Genomic DNA, 26,068 nt, shown 5'->3' with positions numbered 1-26,068 from the left:
CCGCGGCTTGGGAATCACCACCCGTCACCTGCGTTCCACAGTTGAGCGGGGTTCTCGGGGGTGTGGCGGGGCATCGGTGCAGGCCAGACGGTTGCACCTAGTGTAGGCCTCTACGAGGCGAAGTCGTTCACCGGCCGCATGACCGCCGGGCGCCGCCGTCAGCTGGAAAGGTCGCTGGTGTCGGCGGCCCGCCATCAGCCCGAGCGCTGGGACCTGCTGGTGCCGATCGACCACAACCCCGTCGAGGAACAGTGGTTCGAGGGGCTGCGCGTCCGGTTCCCATTCGTACGCGCGTGGTTGGGGCGCAGTTGGCTGGACGAGAAGTTCGCCGCCCATCCCGATCTGGTGCGCTACGCGCTGCAGGAATCCGGCGACTATATCCTGGAGCGCATCGCCGAGGCCCGCGCCGAGCGGGACATGCTGCTGGGCGGGCTTCCCGACTACCTGGAGCGGGCGAGCGCACTGCATACGCGGGCCCAGGAGATCTCCCCGCACCACGCGCTGCACACCACGCTGAGCGCGGACGGGCAGACGGTCGTGCACCTGACGCCCAAGGGGCCCACCCCCGACGGGCAGGCGGCGATCCGCTTCACCGGCCCCATCCGCTTCCCCGCCAGCGACGAGCAGGAGGCCAAGCGGCGGCGCCAGTTCGAGGAGACCATGCGCTTCGGCGGCGAGGTGGAACTGACGGCGGACTACCTCGCCGAGACGCGTCTGGCCGGGCCCGTAGGTCTCGGGCTGGAACAGCTCACGCTCGCCGGCGTGCGCATCGCCTCGCCCCGCCAGGAGGTGACGCCGCCGCTGCGCGGACAGGTCAGCGTCCAGCAGCCCTCCGGCTTCCCGGCCGCCTCCCTGTCCGTGGCCTTCACGCACCGTGTCCTCGGCACGGACGGCGGGACCCTGTACGGCAGCGACATGACCGGCCTGATGCGGGTGCAGGTGCGCTTCAGCCGGCACCGATCTCTCCGGCCAGCTCACGTTCTCCTTCGAGCCGCCCGAGACCGCGATGCCGACCGCTCTGGTGCCCGTGCTGCGGCTGGTCGCCGAGAGCCACCCCGGCCGCTTCATGGCGCTCGTCTTCGCCCGGGACACCACCGACGGACTGCGCGCCCCGATCACCACCGACCTGACACCGCGGGACTGGGAGGCGGGCGAAGCCCGGTTCTGGGCCGATGCGTACGACGACCTGGCCCGGCTGCAGAGCAGGACCAGCCAGTTCTTCCCCGTCCCCGACGACTTTACCCGGCAAGACGTGCGCGAGGTCAAGGAGATCCACGCGCTGCTCGACGGGGAGGAGATCGTCCTGCGGGGCCAGAGCATGTCCGTGGAGGTGATCAGCGCCTAGGGCCTGGACCGGCCGGCCGGCATCCGCAGCGGGATGTTCCGTCTCACCGCCTGATGCGAGTCCCTGCTCTTCACCCTCGGCGACCACCAGATCGACCTCGGTTCCTGCACCGAGACCTACACCGTGGACAAGATCCTCAACATGAAGGAGGCCCGGCGCCGGCTCGCCGAGCACGGGCGCGCCACCGTGGTCATGCGCCTGGCCGAGCGCTTCCCGGCCGTGCGCTACCTCGGGCCCGAACGGCTCACGTAGGCGCGGGGCGGCGTCCCGCTCGCCTCAAGGCGAAGGATCGGCCGAACGCCGTTCTGCGCCCCTGCGTTGTCAGTGCCGGGTGGGACGATGGCGTGAGTGAGATCCGGGCGGCAGCCCGGACGGGTTTCCCATCGCGTCGTTCAAGGGCCGCCGCACCGCGATCAAGGCGTCGTTCGAGCGGGCCATGCGCCACGCCTCCTGGGAGTGGCTCCTGGTGGTGCCCTGCACGCTGACCGCGGCCGAGCGGGCGTACGTGAATGCTCTGCCTGCCGGACGCCCGGTGCGGGTGATGGACCGGGCAGAGCTGGACGAGCGGCTGGCGGTACACGCGGGCCTCGAGACGCCCTTCAACCGCGACCAGATGGATGACCGCCGAGGCGAAGAGCACCTCGGCGCGGCTGATGTCGATGTAGCCCTCCAGGTCCTGGGCCTGTTCGTCGTTGACCGGCAAGGCGGCGGAGCTGGCCCCGCCGGTGCCGCTGCCTGCACTGGACGGGCGCGCCCGCTCCTGGGTCCGCCCCCGCGTGAAGGCCTGGCCGATGGCGGGGAACCCTTCGCCATCGCCCCCGCCGGCGTGATCAACAAGCAGGACGAGGCCTTCGAGGAGGAGCGGGACGCCCTGCCCTCGGGCGCCGCCGCCCAGTTCCCGCTCGCCTTGCTCGCCTGCTGCGAGGTGGACCGCTCCACCATCACCTGCGTCATCGGCGAAGTGCGGCCCCTGCATGCCAGGCGCGGATGCACAGTCGACCCCGAAGTGTGGCTGCGGACCCTCTGCGAGGTCCTCGACTCCTCGGCGTCGGCGGCAAGACCGGGATCGTCGACGGAACGGTGGAGCAGCCCTCGCCTGTCGGCGACGGCCGAGGAAGAGGCCGGAACGGCATCGAAGCTCCCCGCAGTGGCCGTGGGAGGCTCCGCCCCGGCGGTCGGGGCGGAGCCTCCGTGACGGTCGCCACAAGCAACTGCCCCATGGCCCGCAGTAGTTCCCACGGGGTGGGGTCCACTCCCGCGGCTGGGTAACGGCGCTCCCTTCGCCGGCCCCGCGCCGCTGCGGATCAGTCGGTCAGCGCTCGGTGTCTTCAGGCCACACGACCGTGTACGGAACACCCACGCGTTCCGCAGAGACGGTGCGGACTTGGGTCGCGAAGCCGAGGCCGACATCGGCCGCCCCCCTGGGGTGACTTCGGAGGAGGCCGCGGAGATCAAGCGGCTGCGGGCCGAGAACATGAGGCGCTGAAACTGCTGGGCCCGGAGGCGATGTGCGCCCGCAACCGGACGGCTCGCCCCGCGCCTCACAGCCGCCCTCCGGGTCTGCCCTCGGTGGGTCCGCGGCCAGGAGTGGTGATGGCCGTCAGTCTCGGCGCACCTCCCGCACCGCCGTGGTGACCTCGGCCAGCACCGACGGGATCGGCGCGACACCGAGGCCGGGGCCGGCCGGGACCGTCAGGTGTCCGTCGCGCAGGACGAAGGGCTCGGTGATGTCGGTCGTGTAGTACCGGTCGGAGGCGGAGATGTCCCCGGGCAGCGTGAAGTTGGGAAGCGCCGCCAGCGCGGTGTTGCCGGCGCGGCCGAGGCCCGTCTCGAGCATTCCGCCGCACCACACCGGTACGCCGGCCGCGGCGCAGACGTCGTGGATGCGGCGAGCCTCGAGGTAGCCGCCGACGCGACCGGGTTTGATGTTGACGATGCCGCACGCGCCGAGTGCGATGGCGTCGGCGGCGGACCGGGCCGAGACGACCGACTCGTCGAGACAGACGGGGGTGCGCAGGTTCCGGGCCAGTGCGGCGTGCCCGAGGAGGTCCTCCTCGTCGAGTGGTTGCTCGATCAGCAGCAGCTCGAAGGCGTCGAGTCCGGCGAGGTGCCGTGTGTCGGCCCGCGTGTAGGCGGCGTTCGCGTCGACCTGGAGAAGTATGGAGTCGCCGAAGCGCTCCCGGACGGCGCGTACCGGTGCGACGTCCCAACCCGGTTCGATCTTGAGCTTGATCCGCACATAGCCCTGGTCCAGGTAGCCCGCGACGGCGTCGAGCAGTTCCGGCACCGAGTCCATGATGCCGACCGACACGCCGCTCGGCACACGGTCGGTGACGGCGCCCAGGCCGGCCGCGAACGACATCCCGTGGGAGCGCAGTTCGGCGTCCAGGACCGCCGCCTCCAGGGCGGCCTTCGCCATCCGGTGGCCCTTGACCCCGGCGAGCAGCGGTCCCACGGCAGCAGCGGTGACGTCCTCGGCGGACATCAGCGGCGGCACCAGATGGCGCAGGAGGACGTCTTCGGCGCCCTCCACGTACTCCGGGGAGTAGCTGGCGTCGGCGCCCGCGACGCACTCCCCCCAGCCCTCGGCGTCCGACGCGGTCACCCGCACCAGCAGTGCCGAGCGCTCGTACTCGGTGCCCAGGGACGTGCGGAACGGGGCGACCAGCGGCAGGGAGACGCGGTGCAGCGACACACGCTCGATCCTCATCGTCCCTCACCCCGGGCGAGGACGTAGCCGCAGGCCGCTCGGTCGAAGTCGACGAGTCGGGCGCCATCGGCCAGCAGGGTGCCGAGGGCGTCGCGGACGGCCAGGCGCCAGTCCCGTGCGAGGGAGGGTTTCCGCGTGCGGAGGAGAGCGATGTCGGGCGGTACGGCGACCAGGACCCGTCCTTCCCCTGCGCGCCGGGCGACCGGGCGGTCGCCGTCGATGGCCAGCAGTGCCTTCGCGGGCGGCGCGGCGGGGCCCGGACCGGTGTTCTCCTCGCACGCGGCCCGGACGCGCTCGGCGGTCAGGTCCCAGCGCAGCATGAGCCGGTCCGAGGCGTCGGCGCGGTTCAGGCCGTCGGACAGCGGACCGTAGTAGTCCGTGAGGTACTCGCTCGCGGTGCCGCCGAGTTTGCGTATGTTGAAGTGGGCGTTGCGGGCGACGAGCGGGTCGAAGGTCCAGGTGATCCGTTCGACGCCCTTCTCCAGGGCGTGTGCCCGCTGGTCGAGTTTGAGCGCGAAGCCGACGTCGCGTCCGCGAGCGGCGGCGTGGACGCCCGCGATGTGGCTGTGCATCGCGGGGTGTCCGGGCGGCCCCCACAGCCCTACGCAGGCGCCGAGAAGGTCGCCGCCGCCCTCGGTCCCGTCGAACGCGCCCATCACGTGGCTTCCCGCGTCGGCCATCGCCTTCACGACGTCGGCGGCGAGCGGCGGGTGGTCCGGACCGGTCTGCCACACCTCGCTCAGAAGCCGCTCGCAGGCTCGGCTGCGCTCCGTCGAATCCAGCGCCCGCATCCGTACGCCCGACCTGCGGGCCGCTCGCGTCGCGCTCGCCCGTGCCTTGTCTGTCACCGCACCTGTGTCCACGACTCACCATCATCGGCCCGGCGGGGGCGCCGCGGAGCGTTCGAGATCATCATTCAGGGCAACTTCAAGAAACCGTCAACCTTTGGCCAATTCTTCGTCTCCAGGGCTCACTTGATTGGTCGTCATGAACGTCACACGAGGGACCCGGCGACATCAGGTCGTGCTCGACCCGTCCGAGGTCCCTCTCGCGGATGCGGCGGTCCGGACACTGGCGGAAGTCGCTCGACGGCTGGACCGGGATCTCGGCCTGTCCCCGGCCGCGACGGACACGACGACAGTCGCCGTCCACACGCGGGACGCGTCGGACGGCGCCGCCGGCCCCGTCGCCCACGTGCGGGTGGACCCTCTTGGCCGTTTGTCCGTGCACTTACAGTGCCCTCCCGGTGACCCCTGGGAACGCGCCGCGTCGGCCGTCACCGAGATGCACACCGAACTGCTCTCCTCGATCCTGGCGGATCCGGCGCTCGACCTCCGTGAGGCATCCGCGCTGTCCGAGGCCACGAAGTCGGCGGTGCTCGGTCCGCTCGCGGGAACCGGTGCGGACCACGGCCCCTACCGCAGTATCCCGGAACAGATCCGGTCCGTCGCCCTGGAGCGTCCCGACGCCGTCGCGGTGCACGCTGCCGACGGAACCCTGACCTACCGGCAGTTCCTCGCTCACTCCACCGCCCTGGCCGCACGGCTGCGCGCCATGGTGCCGCGTGCGGACGGCCTGCTGCCCGTCCTCGTGGCGGACGGTCTCGCGCTGCCGGTGTCCTGGGCCGCCGCCGTGTTCGCCGGGATCGGCTACGTGCCCGTCGACCCCCGCTGGCCCTCCAGTCGGATCGAGCACGTCCTCGACGCGCTCGACGGACCGGTGCTGTGCGCCGACCCCGCCGCCGTTCCCCCCGCCCATCGCTCCCGGGCGCTCCAGGTGGAGGTCACGGCGGGCATCGGGCAGCCGACGAGCGAAGACCTGCCCGACCCGGCGGCGCACGACGTCGTCTACGGGGTGTACACCTCCGGCACGACCGGCGTCCCCTCGTGCGCGGTGAATCTGCACGGCGGCCTGGTGAACCGGCTCGCGTTCATGAACCGCTGGTTCGACTCGCCGCCGAGCGGCGAAGTGGTGCTGCAGAACACCCGGCACACGTACGACTCGGCGTTCTGGCAGATCTTCTGGCCGCTGACGACGGGTGGCGCGACGGTGGTGCCCACCGCCGGCGAGCATCTCGACCTGCAGCACACCATCGATCTCATCGAGACCCACGCCGTGACGGTGACCGACTTCGTCCCGGCCGTGCTGAGCGCCCTCCTGACCCTCCTGAGACGCCGTCCGGCGACGATCGAGCGGCTGCGCTCGCTGCGGCACCTCGTGATAGGCGGCGAGCAGATCAACCCTCAGGACGTGCACCTTCTGCGGGAACTGCTGCCGGGTCTGCGGGTCAGCAACGCCTACGGGCCCTCCGAGGCCTCGATCGGCATGATCTTCCACGAGGTGGGCGCCGACGACGGCGACACCATTCCCCTGGGACGGCCGATCGACAACTGCTTCGCGGTCGTCGTCGACGTCGACGGCCGGCCCGTGCCGCCCGGGGCGACGGGCGAGATCCTCATCGGTGGTGCCTGCGTCGGCGCCGGCTACCACGGCCAGCCGCACCGCACCGCGGAACGGTTCTTCAGCTCCGAGTGGTTCGGGCGGACGTACCGCACCGGCGACCTGGGGCACATCGACACCGAAGGCAGGTTCCACTTCGGCGGGCGCATCGACCACCAGATCAAGATCGGCGGAGTACGGATCGAGCCGGGCGAGGTCGAGACCGTTTCCATGGCCTGTGAGGGGGTCCGTCAGGCGGTCGCGCTGGTCGTCGGATCCGCCGCGGGCCGGGAGCTGGTGCTCGTCGTCACCGGGACGGCGAGCGCCGAGTGCGTACTCGCCCACCTGCGCGAGCGGCTGCCGCGCGGCAGCACACCCCGGCGCGTGGTGGTCGTCGACGAGATGCCGCTGACCGACGGGGGAAAGATCGACCGGCGGCGCCTGGCGGCCCGCGCCGAGGGGCCCGGCCCTCAGCCCCCCACCACCGACGACGCCGATCCCCTGCTGACCGTCCTGAGGACCGCCCTGGGACGCCCGGACTTCTCCGCCGACGAGGACTTCTTCGCCGCGGGCGGCAACTCCCTCCAGGCGATCACGGCCGCCGTCGAGCTGAGCGACCGGTTCACGGTGGACCTCGGCGTCCGGGACATGGTGGACCATCCCACGGCGAACGGCCTGAGCAGGCTGATCGCTCGCCGCGGGCAGAGCTCCGTGCCGACTCCGGCCGAGCTGGTCGCCACCGACCTCGCCGCCCTCACGGCCGCACCGGAACCCCGGCACAGCCACCGGGACAGCGGCCGGGCGGCGCGTGCGGTACTGCTCACCGGCGCCACCGGCTTCCTGGGCACCCGGCTCCTGTACGAACTGCTCGAACGCACCGACCTGACGGTGTACTGCCTCGTGCGGGGCCGCGACGACGCCGACGCACGGCACCGCCTGCGGTCCGCTCTGTCGGCGCAGTGGCTGGCGCGCCCCGAGCACGAGGCGCGGACGGTCGTGGTCACCGGGGACCTGGCCCGGCCCGGGTTCGGGCTGACGTCCTCCCACTGGCGGTCCCTCGCCGAGGCCTGCGGCCTGGTCGTCCACGGCGGGGCGCTGGTCAACCTCCTGTACGACTACCGCATGCACCGCGAGCCCAATGTCCTGGGCACCGCGGAGATGATCCGCTTCGCCCGGGAGGCCGGCGGCATCCCGCTGTACCACGTGTCGACCCTCGGGGTCCTGTACGACCACGCGATGGCCGGTGGCCGCCCGGTGCCCGCTGACATCGATGTCACCGGTGTGACACCGCCGTCGAGCGGCTACAGCCTGTCGAAGTGGGTGGCCGAGCGGCTCCTGCACGCCGCCGCCGACCTGCCCGTGACCGTGCTGCGCCTGGGCGAGCTGATGCCCTCCCGCGACGTCGCCGTGCCCAACCCGAACGCCCTGACCCATCTGCTGCTCACCGCCTTCGAGCGGCTGGGGTCGGTGCCGCGGGCGGAGATCCGGTCGGACTGCAGCCCGGTCGACACCGTCGCACGGGCCATCGTCGACGCCGTACAGGATCCCACGGTGCGAGGGCGTGCCCTGCACCTGTTCACACCCGGCAGCGTGCACTTCGGCGATCTGGCCGGCGCGCACGCGGAGCGGGTCTCCTGCCTGCGTTTCCTCTCCGAGCTGCGTGAGGCCGCGGCGGCCGGCGATGTCGAACTGGGCATGCTGCTCGCCGTCGTCGAGCACCGGGCCGGCGAACTCGCCGACACCGAGGCCGGCCTGCGTGACGTGCTCGAAAACCTCCTCCAGGACAACCCCGCGCTGTTCACCGCGTCGAACACCCGCCCCAAGGAGCCAGCCCGTGCATGACCAGGAACGAGCGACCGCGACGTCGAACCCGCCCTCGGCCCCGGCCGAAGGGCCTCGGACGCCGATGAGGCGGCGCACCCTGGGGCGGCTGGGCTGGGACGTCGGCGAGGTCGGGTACGGCATGTGGGGGATCGGCGGTGGCCCCGGCGGATTCACCGGGTGGGACTACGACATCGCGCCGGACGCCCTCGACCTCGCCGTCGGCATGGGATGCACGTTCTTCGACACGGCCTGGGTCTACGGCCGCGGCAAGTCCGAGAGCCTGCTCGGCGAGTTGCGCGGCCGTCATCCGGGCGCCGGTCTGCGGCTGGCCACCAAGGTCCCGCCGCTCAACCGGGCCTGGCCGCCGGGCCCGCAGGACACCCTGGAGGACGTCTTCCCGGCCCGGCATGTCCTCGAATACACGCGCCGCAGCCTGGACAACCTCGGCGTCGACCGGATCGACCTGCTGCAGTTCCACGTCTGGGAGGACCGGTGGGCGGCCGATCCGGCCTGGCAGCGGGTCGTGACCCGGCTCAAGGAGGAGGGCCTGATCGACGGGTTCGGGATCAGCGTGAACCGCTGGGAACCGACGAACTGCTTCGCCGCGCTCGACACCGGTCTGGTCGACGCCGTCCAGGTCATCTACAACGTCTTCGACCAGGCGCCGGAGGACGAACTGTTTCCCCGTGCGGTCGAGGAGAACGTCGCGATCATCGCCCGGGTGCCCTTCGACGAAGGGTCCCTGACCGGAACCCTGAGCGCCGACACCACGTTTCCGCCCGAGGACTGGCGGGCCGTCTACTTCGGACCGGAGAACCTGCCGCCCACCGTCGAACGCGTCGACGCGCTGCGCGCTCTCGTCCCGGACGGCGGAACGCTGCCGGAGCTGGCACTGCGGTTCGTACTGCACCACCCTGCCGTCTCCGTGGTCATCCCTGGCATGCGCCGCCCCGCCCACGTGCGCTCGAACATGAGCGTGTCCGGGTCGGAGCCCCTGCCCGCGGATCTGCTCGAAGCGCTGCGCGCCCATCGCTGGGACCGGCGCCCGACGCACTGGTCGATGTGAGATCCGAGAACGTGAGGTGATCCGGGTGATCCACACCCACGAGGCGTCCCGTCCCGCGGTGGACGGCGACGTCTGGTCGTCCCTGGCCGCCCAGGCCGCCCGGACGCCGCGAACGGTGGCGCTGGCCGACACAGCCGGTGAGCTGGACTACGAGACGCTCTTCGCTCTGGTGACCGAGATGTCGGACCGGCTGGCCGACGCCGGCGTGCGGCCGGGCGACCTCGTCGGGATCCGCCTGCCGCGGGGCCGGGACGCCGTCGTGGCGATGCTCGCGGTGCTGCGGGCCGGGGCCGGTTACGTACCGCTGGACCCGGCCTACCCCCCGGCGCGCCTGGCCATGATGGTCGAGGAGACGCGGCCCCGCGCCCTGGTCACGGCCGACGGTGTGCTGCCGCTGGACGACAGCCGTCCGCAGCGCGATCCCGCGTACGTCATCTTCACCTCGGGTTCGACGGGTCGTCCGAAGGGCGTCCTGGTCGGACGCCGTCAGTTGTACGACTTCACCCGGGTCTTCGCGGACCGGTTCGCCATCGGCGAGGGCGACCGGCTGCTGCAGTTCGCCTCGATGAGCTTCGACACCAGCGTCGAGGAGATCTTCTGTCCGCTGCTGCGGGGCGCCACGTTGGTGCTGCGCGACGACGACATGATCAGCAGGCCCGACCTGTTCTTCGCCCGCTGCGACGCGCTTGGCATCACCGTGCTGGACCTGCCGACCGCGTACTGGCACGAGCTGGTCGCGGCCCTTGACCGGGGTGAGACCGCCGTGCCCGCCGGCGTGCGGTGCGTGATCATCGGTGGCGAGACCGCGCGGCCCGACGCGGTGCGCCGCTGGCAGGCCGCGGTGGGCGGTGCCACCCGACTCTTCAACACCTACGGCCCGACCGAGACCACGGTGGGCGCAACGGCCGCGGACGTCACCGAGTGGTCCGGGGACGTCGTGCCGATCGGCTCCCCGCACACCGGGGTGACCTGCCGCATCGACGACAACGGCGAGTTGCTGATCGGCGGCATCGGGGTGGCCGAGGGCTACCTCAACCGCCCCGACCTGACCGCGGAGAAGTTCGTCACGACGCCGGGCCGGGGGCGTGAGTACCGCACCGGGGACCGCGTGCGCCGCTCCGCCGACGGGCAGCTCGAGTACCTGGGCCGACTCGACGACCAGGTGAAGATACGGGGCCACCGGGTCGAACCGGCGGAGGTCGAGGCGACGCTGCGCGAACTGGACGACGTCACCGACGCCGTGGTGCTGGTCGACGGGCGCACGGGCCGCGCCAGGCTCGTCGGCCACCTCGTCACCGGCGCCGGGACCGACCTGTCCGCGCTGCGCAGTGCCCTCGCCGACGTCCTGCCCGCCCACCTCGTCCCGGCCGTTCTGGTCCGGCACGAGCGGTTCCCCCTCACTCCCCAGGGCAAGATCGACAAGACGGCACTCGCCGGGGGAGCGTCCCCGGGCCACATCACGGACGTCGCGCTCACGGCGGGCGAACGGAAGGCGGCCGACCTGTTCGAGGACGTCCTCGACGTCACCGTCACGGGCCCGGCCGACGACTTCCTCGCCCTCGGCGGCGACTCCCTGGACGCCGTACGTCTCATCGCGGCCCTGCGGCTGCGCCACGGCGCGGAGCTGACGCTCACCAGGTGGTACGCGGACCCGACCGTCGCCGCACTCGCCGGGGTGATCGAGGCCGCGACGGGCGTGGCGGACGACGCCGCCGTCGCGACGCTGGCCGAGCAGGTCCCGCACCCGCTGAGTCCGATGCAGCGGGACTACTGGATCGCCGAGCAGGTGTGCGCCGACCTGCCGGTGTACACGCTCGGCATCCGTTATCGCTGGGCCGAACCGGTCGACGTCGCAGCGCTGACCGCAGCGCTGGATCAACTGGCCCGGCGCCATCCGCTGTTGCGAGCGCGGTTCCCCGACGACGGCACCGAGCCGAGCATGGTCATCGATCCCCCGGCAGGCCTGCCCCTGACGCGGGGCACGGCGGACCGCGGCGGCGTCGACTTCCGGCACGGCCCGGTCGCCCACGCCTTCCTGGACGGCGACGAACTTGTCCTGGTCGTGCACCACCTCGCGTTCGACGGCTGGTCGGCAGGGGTGTTCGGGCAGGAACTCGCGGTGCTGTACCGGGCCGCGCGCGACGGAGCCGACCTCAGTGCCGTGCCCGGTCTGGCGCCGGCCGCCCCCGTGCCCGATCTCGCCGCCCGCAGCGCCGGGGCGAGGACCGACACGGCGCTCGTCTCGTACTGGCGGACACGGTTCGACGGCGCGAGCCTCGACCTGGAACTGCCCACCGACCGGCCGCGCCCGGCCGCCCCGTCCTACGCCGCCGGGCGGGTCGTCCGACCGCTCGATCCCGCCCTGCTGGACCGGCTGTCGTCCTACGCGGGCGAGCGGCGGGCGAGCCTGTTCATGGTGGTCCTCGCCGGGCTCCAGGCGGTACTGCGGCGGTACACGGGGCGTACCGACGTCACCGTCCTGGCCCCCGTGGCCGGGCGGTCCGCCGGTGAGCCGGCCGCGCTGGTGGGACCGGCGCTCAACGTCCTGCCGCTGCGCGGCGACGTGACGGGTGAGCCGTCCTTCGACGAACTCGTCGCGCGGGTGCGGGACGCCGTCCTCGGCGACCTCGACCACCAACGGCTGGCGCTGCCCGACCTCGTGGACGCGCTCGGCCGGCCCGGTGCCGCCAAGCGCCTGAGCCCGGTGATGCTGACGGTGCACAACACCCCGGGGACGGACGACCCGATCCTGCGCTACGCGGGCGAGCTGCCGCCGGCCGCCACGATGGTCGACCTGGCGCTCGGCCTCGACTTCCCCGCCGACGGCGCGGTCCTCAACGCCGACTACGCCGCCGAAGTCCTCGACCCGGCACGCGTCGAGGCGTTCCTCGACCACCTGCTGACCCTGCTCGACGCGGCGCTCGGCGACACGGACACGCCGGTCACCCGGCTGCCGATGCTCACCGACGACGAACACCGGCGCATCGTGCACGACTGGAACGACGTCGTCGCCCCGGTGCCCGACGCCACCGCCGTGCACCAGCTCTTCGAGGGCCACGCGGCCGCGACACCCGACGCACCCGCGCTCACGGTGGGCGGCGACACCCTGAGCTACGCGGAGCTGAACCGCCGGGCCAACCGGCTCGCCCGCAAGCTGCGCCTGGAGGGGGTCGGACCCGGTCGTCGGGTGGCGATCGTCCTGGACCGCGGTGTCGGCCTCTTCACCGCGATGTGGGCCGTACTCAAGGCGGGCGGCGCCTACGTGCCGCTGGACCCGGCCTATCCGCGCGACCGCCGGGAGTACATGCTGGCCGACAGCGGGCCGACGGTGGTGGTCGACGCGGAGTACCTCGCACAATGCCTCCCCGACGACGACAGCGATCTGCCCCTGCTCTCCTCGGCCGACGATCCGGCGTACGTCATCTACACATCGGGCTCGACCGGCCGGCCCAAGGGCGTCGTCGTCACGCACCGCAACCTCGTCCACGCGGCCGGCATGTGGCAGCGGGCCTACCGGCTGCGGCCCGACTGGACCTATCTGCAGGCGGCCAGTTTCTCGTTCGACATGTCCGTGGGCGAGACCATGCGGGCGCACCTCAGCGGTGGCCGTCTGGTGGTCGCCCCGCGCGAAACCCTGCTCGATCCGGCCGGCCTGCACGCGCTGATGGCGAGCGAACGCGTCAACTGCACCGAACTCGTGCCCGCGGTGCTGCGTGCGCTCCTCGACCACACCGAACGCTCCGGGCAGGACCTGGGGTTCGTCGACCTGCTGATCGGCGGCGGCGAGAAGTGGGACGCCAAGGAGTACGAACGGGCGCGGCACCTGGTCGGCCCACGCGGCCGCGTGGTCAATTCGTACGGGGTCACCGAGGTCACCGTCGACAACGTCTACTTCGAGGGTCCGGTCGGGCACCTGGCCGACGACGCGCCGTTGCCGATCGGGCGTCCCTTCCCGAACAACCGGGTCTACGTGCTGGACGCGCTGCGCCGGCCGGTGCCCGCGGGGGTGGTGGGCGAGCTGTACCTGGGCGGGACCGGCGTGGCCGCCGGTTACCACGACCGGCCCGAGCTGACGGCCGAACGTTTCGTGCGCGACCCGTTCGTCGCCGAACCCGGGGCCCGGATGTACCGCACCGGTGACTCCGCACGGTTCCGCGCGGACGGGGTGGTCGAATTCCTGGGCCGGATCGACGACCAGGTCAAGATCAACGGATACCGGATCGAGCTGGGCGAGGTGGAGGCCGCGCTCGGCGCGCTGCCCGGCGTCGCGGCGTGCGCGGTGGCCCCGCACCGGCCGAGCGGCGGCATCACGCAGCTCGTCGGTTACGTGGTGGCCGAGGACGGGGCCGACACCGACGAGGCCGCCTTCCGGGAGGCGCTCGCGGTGGCGATGCCGGCGCACATGGTCCCCGCCCGCGTCCTCACACTGCCCGTTCTTCCCCTGACGCCGAACGGGAAGCTGGACCGGCGCGGTCTGCCCGCCCCCACCGGGGCGGCGCCGAGGTCCGCCGGGGCCGCGGCGAAAACCGACACCGAGAAGCGCATCGCGGCGATCTGGTCGGAGGTCCTCGGGACCACCGACCCCGGCATCGACGACAGCTTCTTCGCCCTCGGCGGGGACTCGTTCTCCGCCCTCAAGGTCGTGCGCCGCATCGACCCGGCCCTCGGACTGGTCGAGTTCTACCAGCACGCCACTGTCCGCCGGCTGGCCGCGCACCTCGACACGCGCCCGGACACCGCGCCCGCCGGTCAGCGGCTGCTGCACCGGCTGACCGCCGCGGACGCCGACCCCGCCACCGGTGGCCACACCGTGGTGGCGGTGCCCTACTCGGGCGGGAGCGCCGTCGCCTACCAGCCCCTCGCCGACGCCCTGCCCGCGAACTGGGCGCTGCGCGCCGTGGAGCTGCCGGGCCACGACCGTTCCCGGCCCGACGAGCAACTGGAGCCGATCGACGTCGTCTCCGACCGCATCGTCGCCGAACTGTCGTCGATCGAGGGCCCGGTCATCCTGTACGGCCACTGTCTGGGCGTGGCGCTCACCGTGGAGGTGGCGCGCCGCGCCGAGGAAGCGGGTGTGCCCCTGGCCGGGGTCGCGCTCGGCGCCGGGTTCCCGACGGCGCGGCTGCCCGGCCGGCTCTTCGACTGGATCTACCGGCACGTGCCCGTGGACCGTTTCACCAACGACCGCGAATACCTCGCCTATCTCCGGGCGCGCGGAGGGTTCACCGATCTGGACGACGAGGAGCAGAAGGCCTTCGTGCTCCGCAACGTCCGGCACGACGCCCGGGACGCCGAGGAGTACTTCACCGCCGCGTACCGGGAGAGGTTCCGGCGGCTGAGGGCCCCGGTTCTCGCCGTCGTCGGTGCCCGGGACCGGGTCACCGAGCACTACCAGGAACGCCACGCGGAATGGCGGCACTTCACCGACGGCGGCGTCGGCCTCGCCGTACTGCCCAAGGCGGGACACTTCTTCCTCAAGAGCCACGCGGAGCCGCTCGCGGCTGCCCTGGCCGGCTTCGTCTCCGGCGACCGGCGGCCGTCCAGCGGGGCGGACAGTCCCGACACCGAGCGGGCCCCGCGCGCCGGCGCGACGCCCGATCTGCGCAAGTTCGCGCTGGTCGCGTTCGGCCAGGTCCTGTCGATGATCGGCAGCGGGCTGAGCACACTCGTGCTGAGCATCTGGGTGCTCCAGCAGACCGGCTCGATCACCTCCTTCGCCGTGGTGAACGCCATCGGTCTGCTGCCCGGCATCGTCGCCGGGCCGGTCGCCGGCGCCGTCGCCGACCGGTGGGACCGGCGCAAGGTGATGCTGGCGAGCGACAGCTCGGCGGGGCTCGCGATGGCGGCGCTCGCCCTGCTGATGCTCGGCGACGGACTGCATCTGTGGCACGTGTATCTCGCCGTGACAGTGACGTCGGTGGCCGGGGCGTTCCAGCGGCCGGCCTACCTGGCGGCGGTCGCACAGCTGGTGCCGAAGCGCTATCTCGGTCACGCGGGCGGAATCGGGCAACTCGGCGTGGGCGTCGGGCTGGTGTTCTCCCCGATGCTGGGAGCCGCGCTCATCGAACCGATCGGCATCGGCGGGGTGCTCCTCGTCGACATGGGCACCTTCGCCGTCGGAGCGCTCACGCTGCTCCTCGTCCGCTTCCCGAACCTCATGTTCCGCCGCCGCGAGGAGAGCTTCGGGGCGGAGATCCGCAACGGCTGGCGCTACATCGCCCGCCGGCCCGGCCTGCGCGCCGCGCTCCGGTTCTTCGTCATCGACCACGCCTTCTACACGCTGGGCTTCGCCGTGATCACCCCGATGCTCCTCGTGGAACAGCCCGCCTCGGTGCTCGGGGTGGCGCTGGGGGCCGGCGGCGTCGGCGGACTCACCGGCAGTGTCCTGATGGGGCTGTGGGGCGGGACGGCCCGGCGCAGCCACGGGATGCTCGTCTCGATGGGGATCGGCAGTCTCGCGATGGCCCTGGTCGGCATCTCCACCGCGCCGGCCCTGATCGTCACCGGGATGTTCCTGGTCGGCTTCGGCGAGTCCCTCGCGGAGGGCCACTGGATCGCCATCGTGCAGGGCAAGGTCGGGCTCGAACTGCAGGGCCGGGTCCTGTCCCTGTTCATCACCCTGATGATGCTGACGATGCCGCTGGGCTACCTGGTCGTCGGCCCGCTGGCCGAGCGGTACGTCCAGCCGCTGCTCGCGTCCGAGGGCCCGGGACGCGGCCTCGCCGTACTGATCGTCCTCAGCGGGCTGCTGCAACTCGCGTGGGCCGTCCGCGGCTGGTTCAACGACCGGCTCCGGCTGATCGAGGACGAACTGCCCGACGCCGTACCCCCCGCCGAGATCGGTACCCGCGACGACCTCCAACGGCAGGCCGACGAACTGCTCGGTGCCCACACCCGGTGAAAGGAACCCATTCCGTGCTGCCTCCGACCACTGCCACGCCCGTCGATCCGTCTCCGAGCCCCTTGATCAGCGCGGACGGCCTTCTGCCGGGATCGCGGGTGCTGCTCAAGGACGAGACACACCACGCCTCAGGCAGCCACAAGGAACCCGCGGCCCGCGCGGTCGTCGCCCGCGCCCTCGCGGAGGGCCACGACCGGATCGTCGTGGGATCGTGCGGAAGCTACGGGCGGGCCATGGCGACAGCGTGCGCGGCGGCGGGCACGCGCTGCACGGTCGTACTGCCCGCGGACTGGGGCGACGGCGGGGCCTTCGCGGCGGCGGCGGGGGCGGACATACGTTTCGTCGCCGGGGACTACGAGGACGCGGTCGAGGAGTCCCACCGCCTGGCCGCCGCGGAGGGCGTCGCGGACGGCAACGTCGACGGACCCTACCAGGACGCGATCGCCGAGGGGCACGGTGCGGTCGTGGACGCCCTGTACGAGCAACTGGGCGGGGCACCGGTCTCCCTGTGGATTCCGCTCGGCAACGGCACGACCGTCGCCGCCGCCCACCGCCGGCTGCTCGCGCTGGACTGGCCGGTTGCGCTCCACGGCGTCGGCTCCCGCGGCAACAACCCCGTCGTGGTGAGCTGGCCGGGACCGTACCGCGTGCTCTCGGCCGCCGACGTCGTGACAACGGACCACAACGAGCCCCTGGTCAACCGGCACGCTCTGCACGGGCCCGACGCGATGACGGCGATCGCCGCCTCAGGCGGCACGGTGCACGCCGTGGACGACGACGAACTGCTCGCGGCGCAAGCCCTGCTGGGCCGCTACGGCCTCCGGCCCAGCCCGGCCGGCTCAGCCGCGCTCGCCGGACTGCTGGCCCACGCCCGGACCGCCCCCGCCGCCGGTGACCACGTCGTCCTGTTGTCGGGCCGACACTGACCGCATCAGACCACCTGGGCTGTCGGATCGAGGACCTTCGGAGACGGGCCGTGGTCTCGGACATAGACGGTGACTCGCGCCCCGTTGACATGGGTTGTTCCGTACTCCCGGAAGTAGCGCCGCAGGGTGCTTGTTTTCGCTTCCTCCTGCGGGTTGGTCGACGAGCGCACACCCACCGCGCGTACCGCGACGATCCGGTCGAATTCCAGCATGCGTGCGGCGATGTCCTGGGCGGGAAGTTCGACTGTCGTACTTCAGCGAGTAGGGCCCGAGAACGCCCTGCGCCTTCCGGTCGTCCTTGCCTACGACGAGGCCACCGAGGTCGGAGGCGTACACACCCATCATCTGGAGGAGGTTGAGGTCCTCGCCATCCCGGTTTTTTGTCGTGCAGCAGTTCGTGGCCGAGGGCTTCGCAGACGTCCTTGGCTCGTAGAGGTCCGGTCGCGTGGTTGAAGGCGGCGAGGATGCGGGGTAGTCCGGGTGCTCGGGCAGGTCCGGCGGCCGGCCGGGAGCCGGTCGGCGAGGCCGGTGACGGTCTTGCGGGTGATCGTGAGGTGCTCCAGGTGCAGTTCGGCCTCCCGCAGCCGGGTCTGCAGGTCGTCGATCTGTGCGCGGAGGTCGTCGGCCAGGGCCCAGGTCCAGGGCATTGAGCAGGGGCCGGATGTTCACGCTGCCGCCGCCTGGGCCGCGCGCCAGGCGGGGCGTTCGCGCCGGTGAGGCGTCGGGCCATGACGAGGGTCATCGCCCAGTAGACGCGGGAGGCGGAGGAGGAGGGGCGGTGCTCGTAGTCACGGATCAGGCGCCGGTGCAGTATCAGGATCCCGTAGGTCTGCTCGACTCTCCACCGCTTCGGCTGCGGCACGAACCCCTTGTCCTGCGGGTTGCGTGCGACGATCTCGACGTCAATGCCCAGGGCGGCGCCGTGCATGACGACCTGGTTCTTGAAGTCCTGGTCGACCAGGGCTTTGCGGACGGTTCCGCCGGCGTGCCGGCGACCCGGTCCAGCAGCATGATGCCCGCAGTGTTGTCGTGGGTGTTCGCGGTGAGGACGACGACGGCGGTGACCAGGCCGTGGACATCCACGGCCAGTCCGCGTTCGCGGCCGGGCACCCGCTTGGCCGGATCATGGCCACTCGTGGCGGCGGGGACCCCGGCGGCCACGTGGACACTCTGGGTGTCCAGGACCACCAGGGTCGGGTCCTTGAATCGGCGGGCGCGTTCGCGGACCTGGCAGCGCAGGAGTTCATGGATGACCTGGTCGGTTCCGTCGTCCCGCCCGGCGGCGCAGTAGTAGGTCGCGCTCTTCTGCGGCAGCTCGTGCGGGAGATGGGCCCACTGGCAGCCGGTCCGCCCCTGGTAGAGGATCGCGTCCACGATCTCCCGCATGTCGTAGGCACCCTGATAGCCGCCGGCCGAGCGGTGCCGGTCTTTCCACGCGGTGATCACCGGCTCGATCAAGGACACTGCTCGTCCGATAAGTCGCTGGGATGCGGCTTGCGTTCGCTCACCCGATCACATCACCAGATCAACAATTGCGGACCGGTAGATTCCGCCCCGCCGCCACACCATCAAGCGACACCATATCCATCCAAAGACCCACGAACCGCCCACTCGCAGGGGCGTTCGGGCGCACCTAGGGCGGTAAGCGGGATGGCTCACCGTGATCGGAAGGCGGCTCGTGGGACGAGCGCACGCGAAACGGCTGGTATTACTGGGGCATGCAGGAAGAGACCGCACGCTCCGCGATCGACACGTTCATCTCCGCGTTCAACGCCTCGGACGACAGCTATGTGACTGCCCTGCTCTCCCAGGCCCTGACCTCAGACGTGATCTTCTGGGGACCGTTGGGCCGCAGCGAAGGAATCGCGGCGGTCGAGCGGTTCGTGCTGGACATCCGGCGCCACCCGGCGGGGACCGGCACGATGGTGCGCTGCTCGGCGGTGGACATGCCTGACGAGTGGGCCCGGTACCAGTGGGTCTTCACCACGCCTGCTGGAGGTCCCCGCCTGGCGGGAACGGACGTCGTCCATCTGCGGCGGAGCCTCATCGACCAGGTCATCGTCTTCGCGGGGGAGATCGAACCGTTCGCCTCCTGAGTCATCCTTCTGTCGCTGTCCTTCGCCTGAACTTGCCCCCCTTCGGCGCTCGGGGGCTGCGGTTCGCGGTGTTTGGTCCGTGGCGGTGTTCGGCTCGCGGCCGCACTTGGCCGGCCGCTGTCTTCGGCGCGCCGCCGCTCCCTGGGCGGACAGCGCCCGCCGCTGCAGAACGTGACACGCACGATCTCCCTCGTCGCGGGGGACGCGCAGCAGCAGGTGCAGCTTCCCGTCAGCGGCAGTTGGGACACCTGGTCGACCGTCACCGCGGCGGTGAACCTGCCGGCCGGAGACGCCCTGATCACCCTCGCGGTGGGCCTCGGCGACTCCGGCAGCGTCACCATCGACAGCCTGACGGTCGACTGACCATCTGCTGACGTTCCGCCCAGACCGGCACCGGCCGTCCGCACACCTGTCCGCGCCCGTGCCCCGCACCCCGGGGCACGGGCGCGGCTGTGTCCGGTCCCACCGGTCAGCTTGCGGACCGGGCTTGCCGCCGGCCGGTGCCGCCACGCGAAAGGGCAGAACTCCCACGCCGCTGATGTGAACACTATGACCGCAAAGACCAGGGCGTAGCCATTCGGACAGCCCGTTCATAGCATCCTGCGCGGCGCACATGGCGCCACGCAGGAACAAGGAGCCGCGCCTTGGACAGCTACAGATTCCTCGCACGATCTTCTCGATGGTCACGTCCCGGTAAGCAGCGTCGCCGAGGGCTGGGAGCCTTGCTCGCCGGCACCGTGGCGGGTGCTCTCCTGACCGCGCCGGTCGCTCACGCCCAGTCCGATCGCTCCGCCTCCGTCACTTGCCCGCCGAGCCTGACCGACGTGGCAACGTGCTACACCGGCCAGGACGTCAATGACGCGTACTACGCCATCGCGATCCCCAAGGCGTGGAACGGATCACTTGTCGTGCACGCACATGGCGGCCCCGACCTCGGTGACGGATCCGACCCCGAGCGCAGCGTGGACGACTTGGATCGCTGGGCCGTGATGGTGAAGCAGGGCTACGCCTGGGCGGGTTCCTCGTACCGCCGCGGCGGCTACGGCACCCGGATGGCCGCCGAGGACACCGAGAACGTACGACGCCTGTTCGTGCGGCAGTTCGGCAAGCCGCAGCGGACGTATGTGCACGGTCAGTCCTGGGGCGGCGACGTCGCCGCCAAGGTGGTCGAGATGTACGGCTCGAAGGCCGGACCGTACGACGGGGCCATGCTCACCAGTGGTGTCCTGGCAGGCGGCTCACGTGGGTACGACTACCGGGTCGACCTGCGTGTCGTCTACCAGTACTACTGCCAGAACCTCCCTCGTCCGAGCGAGCCCCCATACCCGCTCTGGCAGGGGCTGCGCGCTGACTCGACCATGACCGCGGCCGGGCTGCGCGCCCGGTTGCAGGAGTGCACCGGTTACACGTCACCACCGCAGGAGCGCACCGCGCTGCAACAGCGCAATCTCTCCGACATCCTGGCCGTGACCCATGTCCCCGAGCGGACCCTGGAATCCCATCTGCGGTTCGCCACCTTCACGTTCCGGGACATCGTCGCCAAGCGGCTGGGCGACCGTAACCCGTTCAGCAACAAGGGGGTCTGGTACTCCGGTTCACACGATGACAAGACCCTCAACGCCGGCGTCGAACGGTTCACCGCCGACCCGGCTGCCGTACGCGACCTGTCCTACGACAGTGACCTCACCGGCAAGGTGGCGATCCCCATCGTGACCATGCACGCGATCGACGATCCCACGGCGTTCGTGGAGCACGAAGCGGCCTATCGCGCCACACTTGAGGGCGCGCACCGCAGCCGGTATCTGGTGCAGACCTTCACCCATGAGTCCGAGCACAGCCAGCTGAGCAACAGCGAGTACGCCAACTCGATCACTGCGCTTGACACTTGGGTGCGCACTGGCAACAAGCCCACTCCGCAAATGATCGCGACATCCTGCCCGGCGTTCGACCGTGTTTACGGCACCGGCTGCTTCTACGACCCCAATTTTCACCCGGCACCCTATGCCTCGCGAGTCAACCCCCGACAGGGTGGCCTGAACTGGCCCGCTATGACCGCGACTCAGGAGAAGGCCTGGAGCCGCATCAGCGGAGTCGGCATCGCCCCATAGAGCGACGCCGGTGGCTTGGCCGGCCTGCGAACGCCTCTGCGCAGTCCGGCGCCCCGGGTCCTCGCCCGGACCCCCGCAACCTCGGTTCCACGGTGCAAACCGCCGGCGCCGGCGTCGCGGCCGGCCACGGGCGAGCGGGGTGACCCGCACGGACCCGGCCCCGGCGCCCGGCCCGGCGGAGGTGGTGCGCCTCGACCGTTTTCTCGGCGACCTCCTCGACCTGGCGAGCCCGGAAGCCGAGGGCTTCACCGACGGTTTCCGGGTACGCCGGCTCACGGACTGTCTGCTCGCCAACGCCCTGCGCCTCACGCCGGAAGGCAGCCCCGTGGTACTGGCCCTCCGGGCTGGGGACGGTCAGGCGGAGGTGGAGGTGCGGGACGGCGGCCCAGGGCTGACCAAGAACGACGTGACGGTGGCCTTCGAGCGGGGCGCCCTGCACGAGCGCTACCGGGACCTGCGCCCGGTGGGCACCGGTCTGGGCCTGGCCATTGCCCACCGTCTGGCAACCCGCCTCGGCGGCACCCTGACAGCCGGGGCCAGAGGACCGGAGAACGGCGCGGTGTTCATGACGTCCTGTTCTACGGAGGGCGACTGTGACCAGGCGGGTGGGTTGCGGCGGCAGTGGTTCGTCACCTGCACCGCGGTCCGGGTGCCTCGACTCCGGTACTGGTGTCACGGCGGATGCGTATGTTCACGCTCGTGTTCCTCGGCCCCGTGGCGTGCGGTGTCGCGAGTGTTCCCGTGTTCGTGGTCGTCGGGATTGGTGGGTGTCGGCGCCCGTGGGCCGTGCTGGCTCCCGTGACACCGCGGGGTCGCTGCCGTGACGGGTCACACGGCGTCGCCCGGCATTCCGGGTGACCGGGCGATCTCCTGTTCGGCGGCTTCGATGACGGCCAGTACGGCGGCCGCGGCGGCCGCGGGATCGCGGGCCTCGACGGCCCGCACGACGGCGCGGTGACGTGGCAGCGAGGCTTCCACCGCGCCCGGGGTCTGGGTGCTGATGACGAAGCTGTGTTCCAGCGCGATCTCGACGGCGCGGCCCAGCGAGCCGAGGAGACGGTTGCCGCCGGCGTCGAGCAGGGCCCGGTGGAAGGCGATGTCGGCCTCGACGTAGCCGTCGCGGCCGGGTGACGCCGCCGCGGCCTCCATGGCGGCCAGGGCGTCGTACAGGACGCGCACGTCGTCGGGGCCGGCCCGCTCCGCAGCGAGCCGGGCCGCCTCGGGCTCGACGATCCGCCGCAGTTCGCCCGTGTCGCGCAGCAGGGCCGTGGCGTCCCCGGCCTGTTTCCAGCGCAGCACGTCACGGTCCAGGTGGTTCCAGTGCTCCGGGGGCAGTACGCGCGTGCCGGTGCGCGGCCGTACGTGCAGCATCCCCTTGGCCACCAGCGACTTGACCGCCTCCCGCAGCACCCCCCGGCTGACGCCGATCTCGGCCGCGAGTGCGTCCTCGACCGGTAGCGGGTCCCCCGGCTCCCACGCGCCGCCCACGATGCGCCGCCCGAGCTCGTCGACCACGCGCTGGTGCATGGTCGGGAAGTGCATCACGATCTCCGCTCACCCCCTGGACGCCATTCATCGAATCATTTAATGATTGACCCCTAGGGTAGTGGGCCGCACCCGACAACGCCGCAGCGCGCAGCGGAAGACGCCGGAGCCACGGGAGTGTTCACATGACCGACGGTAGGAGGACGAACCGCCGCAGTCAGGCATGGTTCGGCGCACAGGGCCGCAGCGGGATGCTGTACCGCTCCTGGATGCGCAACCAGGGGTTCGGGCATGAGGTGTTCGACGGGCGTCCCGTCATCGGCATCGCGACCAGTGCCTCCGAACTCGCCCCCTGCAACGCCCATCTGACACGCGTCGCCGAGGCCGTCAAGCGCGGGGTGTGGCAGGCCGGCGGCCTGCCGCTGCAGTTCCCCACCATGGCCACCGGCGAGACCCTGATGCGCCCCACCGCCATGCTGTACCGCAACCTCATGGCCATGGAGGTCGAAGAGCTGATCCGGGCCAACCCGCTCGACGGTGTCGTGCTGCTGTCCGGCTGCGACAAGACGACGCCCGCCATGCTCATGGGCGCCGCCAGCGTCGACCTGCCCGCCGTCATGGTCACCGGGGGGCCGATGCTCAACGGCAAGTACCGGGGCCAGGACGTGGGATCCGGCACCCATGTGTGGAAGTTCGAAGAAGACCTGAAGACCGGCCGGATGACCGAGGAGGAGTGCTTCTTCGCGGAAGGCTGTATGGCCCGCTCCAACGGGCACTGCATGACGATGGGGACCGCCTCGACGATGGCCTGCATGGCCGAGGCGCTCGGCATGCAGCTGCCGGGCTCGGCGGCGTGGCCCGCGGTCGACTCCCGGCGGATGGAGACCGCGCAGGCGGCGGGGCAGCGCATCGTGGGAATGGTGGAGGAGGAGCTGCGGCCCTCGCGGATCCTGACGCGGGAGGCGTTCGAGAACGCCGTCCGGGTCAACGCGGCCATCGGCGGCTCCACGAACGCCGTCATCCATCTCACCGCCCTCGCCGGACGCGTCGGCGTGGAGCTGAGCCTCGGGGACTTCGACGACCTGGTCCGCGCGGTGCCGACGCTGGTCAACCTGATGCCCAGTGGCACGTACCTCATGGAGGACTTCTGCTACGCGGGCGGGCTGCCCGCCGTCATGGCCGAACTGCTCGGCGGCAAGCTGCTGCACGGAGGGCCGGTCACGGTCACCGGACGGACCGTCGCCGAGAATACCGAGCACGCGGAACGCGTCGACTCCGACGTCATCACCGCCCTCGACGCCCCCTTCCAGCCGGCCGGCACCGGAATCGCCGTCCTCCGCGGCAACCTGTGCCCCGACGGCGCCGTGATCAAGCAGTCCGCCGCGTCACCGCACCTGCTCACCCACCGCGGCCCCGCCCGCGTCTTCGACTCCCCCGAGGCCTATCACGAGGTCGCCGACGATCCGGAACTCGACATCGACGAGAACACCGTCCTTGTCATCCGCAACGCCGGCCCCCAGGGCTACCCCGGCATGCCCGAGGTCTCCAACGTCCCGCTGCCCGCCAAGCTGCTGAAGGCCGGCGTCACGGACATGGTGCGCGTCTGCGACGGCCGGATGAGCGGCACCGGCTACGGAACGGTGGTTCTCCACGTGGCACCCGAGGCCGCCGTCGGCGGACCGCTCGCCCTCGTGCGCGACGGGGACCCCGTCGTCCTCGACGTCCCGAACCGCACCCTGCGCCTGGACGTGGACGACGCCGAACTCGCGCGGCGCCGACAGGACTGGACACCGCCCGCCGAGCGGTACACCAGCGGCTACACCTGGCTCTACACCCAGCACGTGGAACAGGCCGACCGGGGCGCCGACTTCGGTTTCCTGCGCGCAAACCGCGGACACGAGGTCCCCCGCGACTCCCACTGAGCCCGCCCCCTCGCACCCAGGAGAGCATCGATCGTGGAATCGGCAGCGGCGCGCCCCCGTCCGGTCCTCACCGCCGGCTCCGTCCTGCCGGAGGACGCCGACCGGGCCGCCCTCGTCGCGCGCGTCCACGACCCGCAGGAGGACGGGCCGTGCGTGGCCGCGGTGCGCGGCGAACACGTCGTCGACCTGACGGCCCTCGCCCCCACCGTCTCCGACCTCATGGAACGCGACGACGCGGCGGCGGTCGTCCGCCAGGCCGACGGCGGACGCGCCTGGCGCCTGGACGACCTGCTGCAGGCACCGCCCGGCCGCCGGGACATGCCGCATCTGCTCGCCCCCGTCGACCTCCAGGTGATCAAGGCCGCGGGCGTCACCTTCGCCCGGAGCCTGCTGGAACGCGTCATCGAAGAACGCACGGGCGGCGATCCGGCGCAGGCGGCGAGGGTACGGGCCCGTGTCGGGCAGGTGGTGGGCGGAAGGCTCGACGGCATCCGCCCCGGATCACCGGAGGCGGTCAAGGCCAAGGCACTGCTCGTTTCGGAAGGACTGTGGTCGCAGTACCTGGAGGTGGGGATCGGGCCGGACCCGGAGGTGTTCACCAAGGCCCCCGTGATGTCCGCGGTCGGCACCGGCGCCGACATCGGAGTGCTCGGTGCCTCGGTGTGGAACAACCCCGAGCCCGAGGCCGTCCTCGTCGTGGACTCGCGCGGCCGGATACGCGGCGCGACGCTGGGCAACGACGTGAACCTCCGCGACATCGAAGGACGCAGCGCCCTGCTGCTGTCCCGTGCGAAGGACAACAACGCCTCCTGCGCGATCGGCCCGTTCGTCCGTGTGCTCGACGAGGACTTCGGCCTCGACACCGTACGCGGACTCGACATCGGCCTGCGGATCGACGGCACGGACGGCTATGTACTGCGGGGCAGCAGTTCCTTGCGCGAGATCAGCCGCGACGTACTGGACCTGGTGGCCGCCACCTACGGCGCGCACCATCAGTACCCGGACGGCTTCGTACTGTTCACGGGCACACTGTTCGCCCCCACCGAGGACCGGCAGGCACCCGGCGCGGGTTTCACCCATGCGTACGGCGACGTCGTACGGATCTTCAGCCCGCGACTCGGTGAGCTGGTCAACACCGTCGTCCCCAGCGAGGAGGCCGCGCCGTGGACGTTCGGTGTGGGGGCGCTGATGCGCAGCCTCGCCCGCCGCGGCGTGCTGTGAGACGCCCACCCGCCCCAGCCCCGCG

18 protein-coding genes and 1 pseudogene are annotated in these 26,068 nt (G+C 71.6%); 13 read left to right on the top strand and 6 right to left on the bottom strand.

Features of this window, described 5'->3' with window-relative positions; translation table 11 throughout:
- Positions 1 to 24: 24 nt before the first annotated feature.
- Positions 25 to 978: a hypothetical protein gene (locus ACIRFL_RS33910; protein ID WP_404036292.1), complete on the bottom strand. Its 954-nt coding sequence runs from the start codon at positions 976 to 978 to the stop codon at positions 25 to 27.
- Between the two features lie 28 nt (positions 979 to 1,006).
- Between ACIRFL_RS33910 and ACIRFL_RS33905 the strand changes: the two genes are divergently transcribed.
- The 3 genes from ACIRFL_RS33905 to ACIRFL_RS33895 all read left to right on the top strand — a co-directional run bounded on the left by ACIRFL_RS33905 (position 1,007) and on the right by ACIRFL_RS33895 (position 2,540).
- Entirely contained in the window at positions 1,007 to 1,345 is a 339-nt protein-coding gene (locus ACIRFL_RS33905; protein WP_404036289.1) for a hypothetical protein, read from the top strand.
- Between the two features lie 123 nt (positions 1,346 to 1,468).
- Complete coding sequence (locus tag ACIRFL_RS33900; RefSeq protein ID WP_404036286.1) at positions 1,469 to 1,597, top strand: hypothetical protein; 129 nt, start codon at positions 1,469 to 1,471, stop codon at positions 1,595 to 1,597.
- Between the two features lie 184 nt (positions 1,598 to 1,781).
- Entirely contained in the window at positions 1,782 to 2,540 is a 759-nt protein-coding gene (locus ACIRFL_RS33895; RefSeq protein ID WP_404036283.1) for a hypothetical protein, read from the top strand.
- Positions 2,541 to 2,945: 405 nt separating this feature from the next.
- Here ACIRFL_RS33895 and menC read toward each other — a convergent pair whose 3' ends face one another.
- Complete coding sequence (gene menC / locus ACIRFL_RS33890) at positions 2,946 to 4,055, bottom strand: o-succinylbenzoate synthase (RefSeq protein WP_404036281.1); 1,110 nt, start codon at positions 4,053 to 4,055, stop codon at positions 2,946 to 2,948.
- Positions 4,052 to 4,903, bottom strand: coding sequence for a hypothetical protein (locus ACIRFL_RS33885; protein WP_404036278.1), 852 nt, complete (start codon positions 4,901 to 4,903; stop codon positions 4,052 to 4,054). The genes menC and ACIRFL_RS33885 overlap by 4 nt, the downstream gene beginning before the upstream one ends.
- Positions 4,904 to 5,042: 139 nt before the next feature.
- Between ACIRFL_RS33885 and ACIRFL_RS33880 the strand changes: the two genes are divergently transcribed.
- The 4 genes from ACIRFL_RS33880 (at position 5,043) to ACIRFL_RS33865 (ending at position 17,211) form a co-directional block, all read left to right on the top strand.
- Positions 5,043 to 8,336 carry a thioester reductase domain-containing protein gene (locus ACIRFL_RS33880; RefSeq protein ID WP_404036275.1) on the top strand — a complete coding sequence of 1,098 codons (3,294 nt, stop codon included), beginning with the start codon at positions 5,043 to 5,045 and terminating at the stop codon, positions 8,334 to 8,336.
- Between the two features lie 64 nt (positions 8,337 to 8,400).
- The gene (locus ACIRFL_RS33875; protein ID WP_404036272.1) at positions 8,401 to 9,384 is read left to right on the top strand and encodes an aldo/keto reductase; all 984 of its coding nucleotides are present in this window, start codon (positions 8,401 to 8,403) and stop codon (positions 9,382 to 9,384) included.
- A 25-nt stretch (positions 9,385 to 9,409) separates the two neighbouring features.
- Positions 9,410 to 16,285 (top strand): amino acid adenylation domain-containing protein, encoded by a 6,876-nt coding sequence (locus tag ACIRFL_RS33870; RefSeq protein ID WP_404036269.1) that lies wholly within the window; start codon positions 9,410 to 9,412, stop codon positions 16,283 to 16,285.
- A 14-nt stretch (positions 16,286 to 16,299) separates the two neighbouring features.
- Positions 16,300 to 17,211, top strand: a complete 912-nt coding sequence (locus ACIRFL_RS33865; protein ID WP_404036267.1) for a pyridoxal-phosphate dependent enzyme — start codon at positions 16,300 to 16,302, stop codon at positions 17,209 to 17,211.
- Between the two features lie 5 nt (positions 17,212 to 17,216).
- Here the strand turns inward: ACIRFL_RS33865 and ACIRFL_RS33860 are convergent, their stop codons facing one another.
- Entirely contained in the window at positions 17,217 to 17,423 is a 207-nt protein-coding gene (locus ACIRFL_RS33860; RefSeq protein WP_404036264.1) for a hypothetical protein, read from the bottom strand.
- A gap of 453 nt (positions 17,424 to 17,876) precedes the next feature.
- Positions 17,877 to 18,719: pseudogene (locus ACIRFL_RS33855) on the bottom strand (IS5 family transposase).
- Between the two features lie 210 nt (positions 18,720 to 18,929).
- On the opposite strand from ACIRFL_RS33855, the gene ACIRFL_RS33850 reads away from it, so the two are divergent.
- The 4 genes from ACIRFL_RS33850 (at position 18,930) to ACIRFL_RS33835 (ending at position 22,217) form a co-directional block, all read left to right on the top strand.
- A complete protein-coding gene (locus ACIRFL_RS33850) occupies positions 18,930 to 19,307 on the top strand; it encodes a nuclear transport factor 2 family protein (protein ID WP_404036262.1) in 378 nt (125 codons plus the stop codon).
- A gap of 171 nt (positions 19,308 to 19,478) precedes the next feature.
- The gene (locus ACIRFL_RS33845; RefSeq protein WP_404036259.1) at positions 19,479 to 19,670 is read left to right on the top strand and encodes a carbohydrate-binding protein; all 192 of its coding nucleotides are present in this window, start codon (positions 19,479 to 19,481) and stop codon (positions 19,668 to 19,670) included.
- Positions 19,671 to 20,059: 389 nt separating this feature from the next.
- On the top strand, positions 20,060 to 21,415 hold the full coding sequence (locus tag ACIRFL_RS33840) for a hypothetical protein (protein WP_404036359.1): 1,356 nt from the start codon (positions 20,060 to 20,062) through the stop codon (positions 21,413 to 21,415).
- 139 nt (positions 21,416 to 21,554) lie between these two features.
- The gene (locus ACIRFL_RS33835; RefSeq protein ID WP_404036256.1) at positions 21,555 to 22,217 is read left to right on the top strand and encodes a sensor histidine kinase; all 663 of its coding nucleotides are present in this window, start codon (positions 21,555 to 21,557) and stop codon (positions 22,215 to 22,217) included.
- 26 nt (positions 22,218 to 22,243) lie between these two features.
- Here ACIRFL_RS33835 and ACIRFL_RS33830 read toward each other — a convergent pair whose 3' ends face one another.
- Entirely contained in the window at positions 22,244 to 22,957 is a 714-nt protein-coding gene (locus tag ACIRFL_RS33830; RefSeq protein ID WP_404036253.1) for a FadR/GntR family transcriptional regulator, read from the bottom strand.
- 128 nt (positions 22,958 to 23,085) lie between these two features.
- Here ACIRFL_RS33830 and ACIRFL_RS33825 point away from each other — a divergent pair, with 128 nt between their 5' ends.
- The gene (locus ACIRFL_RS33825; RefSeq protein WP_404036250.1) at positions 23,086 to 24,822 is read left to right on the top strand and encodes an IlvD/Edd family dehydratase; all 1,737 of its coding nucleotides are present in this window, start codon (positions 23,086 to 23,088) and stop codon (positions 24,820 to 24,822) included.
- Positions 24,823 to 24,855: 33 nt separating this feature from the next.
- The gene (locus ACIRFL_RS33820) at positions 24,856 to 26,043 is read left to right on the top strand and encodes a fumarylacetoacetate hydrolase family protein (protein ID WP_404036247.1); all 1,188 of its coding nucleotides are present in this window, start codon (positions 24,856 to 24,858) and stop codon (positions 26,041 to 26,043) included.
- The last annotated feature ends 25 nt before the right edge of the window (positions 26,044 to 26,068 follow it).

This window comes from Streptomyces sp. NPDC102462 (assembly GCF_044765425.1).
GTDB lineage: Bacteria > Actinomycetota > Actinomycetes > Streptomycetales > Streptomycetaceae > Streptomyces.
The sequence above is the reverse complement of the archived record's forward strand: the minus strand, read 5'-3'. Positions and strand labels throughout refer to the sequence as shown.